Annotated in this window: 8 protein-coding genes; 1 reads left to right on the top strand and 7 read right to left on the bottom strand. The window is 41.6% G+C overall.

The window, feature by feature from the left end:
* The first annotated feature begins 236 nt into the window (after positions 1-236).
* Complete coding sequence (locus ACEW8U_RS03155) at positions 237-422, top strand: DUF433 domain-containing protein (protein WP_373520581.1); 186 nt, start codon at positions 237-239, stop codon at positions 420-422.
* Between the two features lie 75 nt (positions 423-497).
* Here the strand turns inward: ACEW8U_RS03155 and ACEW8U_RS03150 are convergent, their stop codons facing one another.
* The 7 genes from ACEW8U_RS03150 to ACEW8U_RS03120 all read right to left on the bottom strand — a co-directional run.
* On the bottom strand, positions 498-1,205 hold the full coding sequence (locus ACEW8U_RS03150; protein ID WP_373520580.1) for a gluconate 2-dehydrogenase subunit 3 family protein: 708 nt from the start codon (positions 1,203-1,205) through the stop codon (positions 498-500).
* 10 nt (positions 1,206-1,215) lie between these two features.
* Positions 1,216-2,958 carry a GMC family oxidoreductase gene (locus ACEW8U_RS03145; protein WP_373520579.1) on the bottom strand — a complete coding sequence of 581 codons (1,743 nt, stop codon included), beginning with the start codon at positions 2,956-2,958 and terminating at the stop codon, positions 1,216-1,218.
* A 137-nt stretch (positions 2,959-3,095) separates the two neighbouring features.
* Positions 3,096-3,284: a hypothetical protein gene (locus ACEW8U_RS03140; RefSeq protein ID WP_373520578.1), complete on the bottom strand. Its 189-nt coding sequence runs from the start codon at positions 3,282-3,284 to the stop codon at positions 3,096-3,098.
* A gap of 30 nt (positions 3,285-3,314) precedes the next feature.
* Positions 3,315-3,791, bottom strand: a complete 477-nt coding sequence (locus tag ACEW8U_RS03135) for a PIN domain-containing protein (RefSeq protein ID WP_373520577.1) — start codon at positions 3,789-3,791, stop codon at positions 3,315-3,317.
* Positions 3,788-3,991, bottom strand: coding sequence for a hypothetical protein (locus tag ACEW8U_RS03130; RefSeq protein ID WP_373520576.1), 204 nt, complete (start codon positions 3,989-3,991; stop codon positions 3,788-3,790). The genes ACEW8U_RS03135 and ACEW8U_RS03130 overlap by 4 nt, the downstream gene beginning before the upstream one ends.
* Before the next feature lie 101 nt (positions 3,992-4,092).
* On the bottom strand, positions 4,093-5,106 hold the full coding sequence (locus ACEW8U_RS03125; RefSeq protein ID WP_373520575.1) for an ABC transporter ATP-binding protein: 1,014 nt from the start codon (positions 5,104-5,106) through the stop codon (positions 4,093-4,095).
* Between the two features lie 434 nt (positions 5,107-5,540).
* Positions 5,541-6,468 (bottom strand): iron chelate uptake ABC transporter family permease subunit (locus tag ACEW8U_RS03120; protein WP_373520574.1); only part of this gene is annotated, 928 nt, incomplete at its 5' end.

Here is a 6,468-nt window from a genome sequence, read left to right as displayed (position 1 = left end):
CTTCGGTAATATTTTTGTATTCCTCATCGGACAATCCTTGATTATAGGAAAGCAAAATTTTATCCCCTGATAGCAAAATATTATTAATAGAACCGTATGCAAAATCCCGAACATCAAAACTGATAACCTCCTTGTTTACCGATTTTGGGTCTTTTCCTTTCATCAACTGAAATGATTCTATTTTTAATTTGATTTCATTTTTCGGGATTTCAAGGTTTTCCCAACCGTAATGATAAATCTTTGGAAAACCTTTTATAGTAAATACAAGGATGGCCGTTATTGATATTTTGGAATGGTTGGCCTCAGGAATGACTTATGAAGAAATCTTGGAGGATTTCCCAAGCTTAACAAAAGAACATATTTTACCCGCCTTAAATTTTGCTGCAAAAAGGGAGAGCATTACAAAAATTTCAACTGATTAAATTTGAAACTTCTTGTTATTTAGTTATGACCAACTTTTCAAATCTAAGTGTTAAGAATACGAGTCTTATTTTTTATCACCCCACCAAATTACCTTCATCATCCCATTCGGCAATTTTACCCCTTTCATCAGGTTTTAAATATAGCGAAAGGTATTTTTCTTCGTAGGCAAAGCCATGTTTTTGCATGACTGCATCAGGCACCCCATCCCATACATTGGGAGTATTTCCTTTATAACCCAGATATTTGAAACCGATTTCTGAGGTGAAATATCCTGTGGATGTCAGATTTCTAAGCATATTGAAAAACTTCACCCCACCTTCCATTTCAGGTTTGGCTTTGTCAGGCCAGGCAATCAGATCAATGATTTCCATCCTTTCGGATTCAGAAAGTTCCAGAAATTTCTTTCCGTAATTGTCATCGCTATAATGGTCCAACCACATCAGTCCTCCTCTCATAGGAGTTTGATATGCGGTGTAGTCCTTCATCATAAACTCGATAAAGTCAGGAACACCGGCATCCGTAGCACTTCCGGATTCACTGTCCGCAGGCATAATGATATCTACCAATACATCCAGTTTTTTCCTTTCCTCGTCGGTAAAGAAAGTTTCTGAAAGAAGGCGCTGATCGTATGCTATTTCTTCTGCGGTTCTTCCTCCCGGTGTACCTCCAGCGATTTTTGGTGAATAATCCGCTGTTTTGTCTTCAGGTGCACAATTGGTCAAAAGGAATCCTGATGCCAATGATCCGGTAAAAAGGAGTTTTAAATTTTCTCTTCTGTTCATGGCTACCTTATTAAATATTTTTCTTTTTCAATTCACTGACTATAAAATCGGAAGTTCTCCAAGCAAGGGCCAAAATGGTCCATGTTGGGTTTTTGTCTGCTTGGGATACAAAAGGACCTGCATCAACCACAAAGAGGTTTTTGCAGTCATGCGCCTGACAGTTGCTGTTCAAAGCTGAGGTGGCCGGATTGTTCCCCATCCTAGTGGTTCCTACCTCATGGATAATCCTACCAGGACCTGCCAAACCGTATTTGGATTCAGGTCCGGGCTTATTTCCTAACAAGACTGCACCTGCATTGGTGAGAATTTCCTCAAAAGTATCCTGCATGTGTTTGGCCTGCTTTACTTCCTGGTCAGTCCAATTGTAGGTAAATTTGAGTACAGGAATACCGAATTTATCCACCACATTGGGATCTATTTCACAATAATTGCTGTATTGGGGGATACTTTCTCCTCTACCTGACATGCCCAAAGTGGAACCATAATAACGTCGTATATCCTTTTTAAGACCCTCGCCATAGCCACCGTTTGGACTAGGATTACCGAATTCATCTTTGAGATGTTTTCTCATGGTATCCATGGCAAAACCTATCCCATAGGATGGCATGGACATGCCGCCCCAATACTCAATATGATATCCTCTGGCAAAATCAAGTTTCTTGTTGTCCAACCACCAAGGGGTATATACATGCATACCGCCAACACCATCTTCATTGTATCTTTCTCTGTCAATCAAATCTGGCATAATGGCCATCCTATCTGCACCAGTAGAATCATGTAAATATCTACCTACCATGCCACTGCTGTTACCAACACCACTTGGATGGGTTTTGGATTTGGAGTTCATCATGATCCTTGCCGATTCACAAGCAGATGCTCCTAAAACCACTACTCTAGACCTGAGTTTATATTCCTTCATATCCAGCTTGTTGATATAGGAAACACCGGTTGCTTTGCCCGAATCATCCGTAGTGACTGCCCTGACCATGGCATTTGTATAAAGTTCTACTTTGCCTTTGGCCATGGCTGGTTTGACCAGTACAGTTCCTGAAGAAAAATCCGCATAAGCCTGACAGGCACGATTGCATTGGTTGCAGAAAAAACATACCCCTCTTTCATTGTTGACCGGACGGGTCAGCATAGAAAGGCGGGAAGGGATAACTGGGATATTGGCTTTTTTAGCTCCTTTGGAGACAAACATTTCATGAAGCCTGGGCTTTGGGGGAGGTAAGAAAAATCCATCAGGTTCGTTGTAAATACCTTCTTTGGTACCAAAAACCCCAATTAACTTATCAACTTTATCATAATACGGCTTGACATCATCATAGGCTATTGGCCAGTCATCGCCAAGACCGTCAATACTACTTCTTTTGAAATCATTAGGGCCAAACCTGAGGGAAATCCTCCCCCAATGATTGGTACGGCCACCCAACATTCTGGATCTAAACCAATCGAAAGTGGTCCCAGTTGACCTTGTGTAGGGTTCTCCGGCAATGTCCCATCCTCCAATGGCTTGATCAAAATCACCAAAAGGTCGGGTGGGTGTACCGCTGCCTCTTCTTGGGGATTCCCATGGAGGCCTCAATTGGGTCCTGTCCTCCTCTTTGGCTGGGTCAAAATCTCCTCCAGCTTCCAATACCGCCACTGAAAGACCTGCCTCTGAGAGGATCTTAGACGCCATGCCGCCACCGGCGCCGGAACCCACTATGATGACATCGTAAGCCTCTCCGGATGATTTGATCTCGAAACTCATGTTTTTTAAAATTTTTAGGTTTGTATGACAAGTTAAATAAAAAAATATAAAAGTTCCAAATTAGAAACTCTTACAATTAAATAGGAGTGTTCACGATTGCTTTTTAGTAGTAAGCTTCCATTATTTAATTTCATGCATCAGCTTTTATCATCAGTACTTTTTAGCAACCCCAGTCCTGAACTGAAAAAAATAATTCCTAAAATAAAAAGGACAAGGGTGGTTTTCCAATCACTGTTTTCACTGTTGATAAAAAGGTAGGCACTATAGATCAGTCCAACAATGCCCGCTACGGTCAGAAGTGGACCGAAAATTCGTTTGAGATTCATAAGTAGTTTTTTTGTTTGAAGTGATATAGGTCAAAAATATTGCCAGCTATTAAAGTTAGAAAGGACCACTAAAAAATCAAAGTAGGGCATGAGTATCTTAAAGGTAAAAATCCAATTGACCCCTTTTTCCTCCAAACCCTTTTTTAGCTTTTTGTCCCCTGTCAAAAGTGGTGCTCCCAACGCCAAACTTAGTGCTATAAATGGAATGTCGAATTCATCTACATTTTTGGTCAATTCGGATGCTTCTCCCCAAGATGTCAGCGGAATTGATTCTAAATCTATTAGGTTTATTTTATTCATAATTGTCCTTTTCAAAAAATTGAGTTCAATGTCAGACAATCCAGATAGCGCAGATAATTTTTGATGATGTTCTTCAAGTTCATCAGATAAAGATGTTGGCGAATAGAAATCAAAAGTATTGCTAGAATTCAATAAAAGATCACTGATAGTTCCCCTTGGACTCAGGATTCCGCTGAATACAAAATTGGTATCAACAACGACAATCACTTGATGAACCTGCTTTTGTTTTTTTCACACGAAGAGGATTTCGCTTCCTTGGCAAGTTCATCGATTTGTTCTTGTGTCGCTTTACTTTTGGAAGCAATCTCCCGGAATTTTACATAATCCAATATTCGCTGCAATCCCGTGAGATCGGTATTTGCATCAACCCGAATTAAAATTTCGTCCTTAGTTCTTGTTATCTCCATATCCAAATTTAACCATTTCCTTGAATTTTTACATACACATAGGATTTTCGCGAACCTACATTTCGTTTTGGTTCAGTGAGGTAGCAATAAAAATTGAATGTTTATGTAGAAAACCCCAAAAACTCCAACAACCCCCCAATCTCCAGAAACTCCCGCTCCTTCTCACCCTCTTTCCAAAAGATCCGTAAAGGATTTTCCGTAATGCGGATATGGACTTCAAGAAGTTTTTCGGCTAGTATGTTTTTTTGAAGTGCAGATTGAATCCATTGAACAATAGCCTCAGGACCTTCGATGTGGATTGCAAATTCATCAACTTTGGGCTGTACTTTTCCGGTTTTGGAATTGAAGGAAAGGCGATCAGAGGGAAGTAGAAGATTGATCTGACCATTGAGTATCAGGTCTTCAGGAAGGCCTGTAACCAAGGGCTGCCCACATTGCATCAACCAAAATACATCAGCTGTTTCTATGGCGATGTCAAGGTCATGGGTTACCACCAAAACGGCTTTTTTGGATTCCTTGGTAATCTGCCGCAGAAGGTGCATGATTTCAAAACGGTTGACCAGATCCAAGTGGGCAGTGGGTTCATCCAAAATGAGGATTTCCCCATCCTGGGCCAAAGCCCTTGCAATCATCGTTTTCTGTAACTGACCGTCACTACATTCACTCAAAGGTTGGTTGCGGATATAGCCGATATGGGTCTGGGAGATTGCTTGTTCAACCTTGTTTTGGTCTTCATTGGATAATCTACCCAACCATCCTGTATGGGGAATTCGGCCTAAGGCCACCAACTGTCCTACTGTCAGATTTCCTGTAGTGATTTTCTCAGTCAGGACAACTGCTATTTTTTTGGCCAGCGCTTTTTGGGAATAGTATGTTAAAGGCTTTCCCTCTAAAAAAATCTCACCACTCAGTGGGGGCACTTGTCCCATTATCGTCTTGACCAAAGTGGATTTCCCCACCCCATTTGGTCCCAAAAGGCAGGTTAGTTTTCCTTTTTCAAGGTTGAAATATAAGTCCTCACTGATCCTGTTTATTTTACTTCCATTCCTGTACCCTAAACTTAGGCTACTTCCTAATAAAATGTTCTTTGGATTGTGATTTGGATCTTTGGGCATAGGATGGTTAAATGTTGGATAAACTTACTTATTTTCTTTTTTTTGAAGGGGCTAATTTCCTCGTCCCAAGATGTCTCCTGCCGTCGACATGACAAGGTGAAGCTATTTTTATTTTTTGACATCTCCTATTATGGAACTTTGTTCATTACACTTAATTTAGGTCCTTTATCTTGTGTTCGTTGTCTCATCCAATCAGCTTACTGCATCTTGTATCCTCCAAAAGAGATTGCCACGTCGCACGAAGGGCTAATTTTAATTATAAAGGTGAGCTGAAGTGCTCCTCGCAATGACGGCTTCGTCTCAAATCTCATCCACGAATTCAAAATCATCTCTCTTACCAACCTTCCGGTAAGAGAGGTTCAAATCTGACATTTCACCCTTCAGTTTCGACAACCCTAGTCTAACGTCTAACGTCTCACGTCTTACGTCTCTTTTCAAAATTCCTTAGAAAAATTTCTCCTCAAGATCAACCATATCACCATTGGGGCACCAACAAGGGAAGTCACCGCATTGATGGGAAGGGTTTGCGCACTTCCGGGTAGCTGACTGATGGCATCACAGACCAATAATACGATGGCACCTATTAAGGCAGAGGCAGGGAATAGCACTCTATGGTCGCCTGTTCGGAAAACCAATCTTGCCATGTGTGGCACTGCAATACCAATAAAGGCAATCGGTCCGCAAAAGGCCGTGGCAGACCCGGCAAGGATTCCTGTGCTGATGATCATGGTCCAGCGCAATTTATTGATATTGACACCCATGCTTTCAGCATAGGCTTCTCCAAGCAACATGGCATTGTAAGACTTGAGCATCAGCATCATGGGTATAATTCCTATCATGGATGCAATCAAGAAACCGATAAGTTGATTGGTTTGGGTGCTGCCCAAACTGCCCATGGACCATACTGTAAACAACTTCAATTGCTCGGCATTGGAGAAAAATGCCAAGACAGAGATCAAAGCAGATACGGTAGAACCAAACATCAAGCCCACAATCAACAAAGTCATACTGTCCTTCACCTTCCATGCGGTCAGGCTCATTAGCAATAAAACCAAAACCGCTCCTGCACTTGCAGAAATAATGATCGCCCATAGGCCAAGCCCCCCAGAATATACTGACGAGCCAAAAGCCGAACCTGCCATAATCAACAGCGCCACACCCAATCCGGCACCTGAACTGATTCCCAATACAAAAGGACCGGCTAAGGGATTTCTAAAAAAGGTCTGCATCTGAAGTCCACTGATGGATAAAGTGATTCCCGCCAAAATCGCAGTAAATGCTTTTGGGAGCCGATATCCTATGACGATGGTTTCCCAAGAGCTTTTGGAAAAATCTTGTCCGAAGAATCTACCAATTACCTCC

This window comes from Aquiflexum sp. (assembly GCF_041751335.1).
Lineage (GTDB): Bacteria > Bacteroidota > Bacteroidia > Cytophagales > Cyclobacteriaceae > Aquiflexum.
Note: the sequence above shows the minus strand (reverse complement) of the source record. Positions and strands in the feature narration are given on the sequence as shown.

What these genes read in the sequence shown, in the direction of transcription:
- ACEW8U_RS03130 (WP_373520576.1), bottom strand. Translation starts at nt 3,991, where the DNA reads ATGGAGATAACAAGAACTAAGGACGAAATTTTAATTCGGGTTGATGCA.
- ACEW8U_RS03140 (WP_373520578.1), bottom strand. Translation starts at nt 3,284, where the DNA reads ATGAATCTCAAACGAATTTTCGGTCCACTTCTGACCGTAGCGGGCATT.
- ACEW8U_RS03125 (WP_373520575.1), bottom strand. Translation starts at nt 5,106, where the DNA reads ATGCCCAAAGATCCAAATCACAATCCAAAGAACATTTTATTAGGAAGT.
- ACEW8U_RS03150 (WP_373520580.1), bottom strand. Translation starts at nt 1,205, where the DNA reads ATGAACAGAAGAGAAAATTTAAAACTCCTTTTTACCGGATCATTGGCA.
- ACEW8U_RS03145 (WP_373520579.1), bottom strand. Translation starts at nt 2,958, where the DNA reads ATGAGTTTCGAGATCAAATCATCCGGAGAGGCTTACGATGTCATCATA.